This window comes from bacterium (genome assembly GCA_037131655.1).
In the GTDB taxonomy this organism is placed as follows: Bacteria; Armatimonadota; Fimbriimonadia; order Fimbriimonadales; family JBAXQP01; genus JBAXQP01.
Window position 1 is genome coordinate 1 of record JBAXQP010000320.1, and the last position, 2,929, is coordinate 2,929.

At 47.5% G+C, this 2,929-nt stretch carries 3 protein-coding genes; 1 reads left to right on the plus strand and 2 read right to left on the minus strand.

The genetic code is table 11. From position 1 onward, the window contains the following. Positions 1-259: hypothetical protein (locus WCO51_11815; protein MEI6513940.1), on the plus strand; the 259-nt coding region annotated here is incomplete at its 5' end. A gap of 417 nt (positions 260-676) precedes the next feature. Here WCO51_11815 and WCO51_11820 read toward each other — a convergent pair. Together WCO51_11820 and WCO51_11825 are read right to left on the minus strand one after the other, a co-directional pair. Then, on the minus strand, positions 677-1,672 hold the full coding sequence (locus tag WCO51_11820; protein ID MEI6513941.1) for an N-acetylmuramoyl-L-alanine amidase: 996 nt from the start codon (positions 1,670-1,672) through the stop codon (positions 677-679). A 248-nt stretch (positions 1,673-1,920) separates the two neighbouring features. Next, on the minus strand, positions 1,921-2,112 hold the full coding sequence (locus WCO51_11825; protein ID MEI6513942.1) for a hypothetical protein: 192 nt from the start codon (positions 2,110-2,112) through the stop codon (positions 1,921-1,923). Between the last annotated feature and the right edge of the window lie 817 nt (positions 2,113-2,929).

Consider the following 2,929-nt stretch of genomic DNA (forward strand, 5'->3'; position numbering starts at 1 on the left):
CTCCAAGGGGCTCGTCTCCTGCCTCCGTGACCATCACGCGGTCGATCTGCTCTGCCTGCGGATGACGTCGCGCGACTTCAGGCGGTTGACCTTGATGCTGATGGAAGACCTGAACTCGTCTTTGACTTTGTGTGGTTGGCCTACAACACTTACTATCCCCAATTCCATGCGATTAAATGGTCAGGCAGTCACTTTACCAGCTTACTGGGCACCAGCAACCATTGCATTGAGCCACATGACGCAAGCGGCGACTTCGTGACCATATTGAGGCTAAATGCTAAGAAGCCTGTTCTATTAGTTGCGGGGAAGACAATATACAACTATAGCGCTGAGTCCCGTGCAGACCCACATCATTACAAACTCAGTCTGTACAAATGGAACGGCAAGTCCTTTGTCTTGTCACGAACGTTCACAACAAAAAAGAAATATAACGGCCCCGATCCGCTTAAGGAACTAGGACTCAGCATTCGTATGGAGATAGCGCCCGTAAACAACTTTTCAAACCAGTGATGCTTAGCGTTATCCCACTAACTCAGTTATCACTGCCAGATGGCGAGATACTAAGGGTAAGATCACAGGTTCTTGCGAACAAGGCTGTTGCTGTACCATTAAACGGGCTAGATTCAACCGCCGTGAAAATGTGTGCACTTTGAAGTATAAATCAATCTAAACAACATCATTCAGCGGTGTTATGCGTCGACGCAGCAGCATCAACATCGGTGCGTAATGTGGGTATAAGGTCTTGCAGGTTTCTACCGGGAGAGGCGGTAAGTGCGTAATCCTTGTGTCCTCTTATTTCAGAGGACGGGATAGCATAATTAATTGCAAGCCAACACACTAGTTCCCGAAGTGCATCTATCTGGGCTTCATTTGGCTGTTCTATCTCGAAGTTGCCCTCTAATGAGATGAGAATATGGCCATTTGGGTCGTAGTTTGTTAGTGTATCGGAGGCGTAAACAATATCTCTTCCTTCGGCTATTTGGCCGTTAAAGTCGATGAAGAAGTGATACGGAACATCTGCCCAGACAGGCTTGGTACGCACACGAGAAAGTATGGCAATCTTCTGCGAGTAACGCTGAAGATTGCGCATCTTTTCTGTGAGTCTGTAGCCCTCGTTTCTGAAAATGCCTGAATGCCCAATAGTGATCCGAGTCGGCGTGTGCGCAACCATCATGCCCGGCAACGGGTCTTTGGCTCCCCAGTCTGCTCGTGACACTATTGAAGGCTTTGGGTAAACGCTTAGACTGATTGAAGCGCTATATGGTGGCTGCGGTGTCTGGCCAACTGGGGACGGAGCTACAGGTGTGGGTACCGATGTGGAAGTTTCAGACCCCCCGGATGAGTTTGGAGCATTATGCTGGTTGGAACTTACGATAATTGCCGCCGCGATAATTAAAGCCCCTACCAAAGTAGCAATAACATTTGATTTATTACCCCGCGGGCTAGATATTGGCGTATCGCGAGGAATGTTCTCATTCTGCCGGTTATTATTTAACTCAATGCCTTCGACTGAATTTCCTTGGCACGCAAATGTTGTGCACCCCCCATTATCGCGCCAACACTCAGAATGGTGAGGCATCTGACATTGATCACACGTCGCGATTTGCACCCCTTGCTTAAAAGGTGTCTGGCAGTACGGGCAGGTTTTACCGATAAGACTATCTGGTCGCAACTTAACCTCTCTTTTCTTCGTAGCGTCTGCAAAATCTCATTTCCAATCCGTAATGTCAAAAGAAAGCCATGACTTAAGATTATCCTATTGGGATGGGAGGAGAGATTGAATTGGAGGAAAGCAGCAGGTTATTCGTGCGATGGAAAGCGATGGTAGAAAAGCCGGGATCTTCGAGGCTGTGACGATACTTCTTCTTCATAGCTATTCGGTAGGCCGACCCAACGTTCCATCGCCTGACATTAGAAAGACTACTTCTTGAAAAGAATGCCATTCTTTGCAGCACGATCGCCTATGAACTTACCCGTGTGCTTAGCTATATGATGGTTGTTCATCCATGCTTGATGAGTCATTCGGGTAGCATGATGAGCTGCACCGCTCTTGACCGCATGATGGATTGCCTTACCAACGATAACTCCAATTATTATGGGAATATGAATCATCAGGAATGCCACCTCAAGTTAGATAATCTTATTATAGCATTCGCCGAGTTTGTCGTCAAGTAGAATACATAATCGTATGCATCTGATATCGCTTTGTCCTGGGATGCCTATATCTTGGTTGAGCCGCGTATCAATCGCTCTGCTCGGCGGATCAAAATCCAGCGTGCTTTCACATAATCAACTGCCGGGCGATAGCCACGTTCCCGCCTCGTCTCATCTATCTCAGTGTGGTAACCTGGTATGATGACATTGTGGCAATAACTTGGATACGATCGATTAGCTTTAGCCCAGCCCTCATGTTTTCACTGAAATATCTCTGGCCAGGCTGGCCGTCGATATAGCGGGTGAACAGATAACGGTGCCGGAAGCAGAATGATCGCCTAGCTATGGTGACTAAAACTGGCACACAGACGCTACTATGGGTGGACAACTTATGCCATATATACATGGACAAGTTTAGCACGACTACTAACGCCTTAACGAAGGGTAAAATGAGGTTCATTCGAACTTGGGCACCACACACACCGATGGCCGAAGGTCGACCGACGTTCGCTTAGAAAGCAAAAGAAGGAATTTGGATCAGCTTGCAGAACTTACTCTATAAAATGCTCGTCGAGTGGTCGCAGAGCAAAGATATTGCGCGAATAGTGCACGATGATGCGCTTGCCTAATTAGAACTTGGAGGATCGTAATGGTTTCGAGAACTGCAACATTGCTTCGCCAGGGGGCCCCATATGGGCTGTTCGTTCTTCTTATTAGCGGTTTGCTTTGTGCATTTTCGCATAGCTCAATTCCCAGAAAATGGTCACTGCCTGCC

Coding starts and splice junctions, on each gene's coding strand:
- WCO51_11825 (MEI6513942.1), bottom strand. CDS start 2,112: ATGATTCATATTCCCATAATAATTGGAGTTATCGTTGGTAAGGCAATC.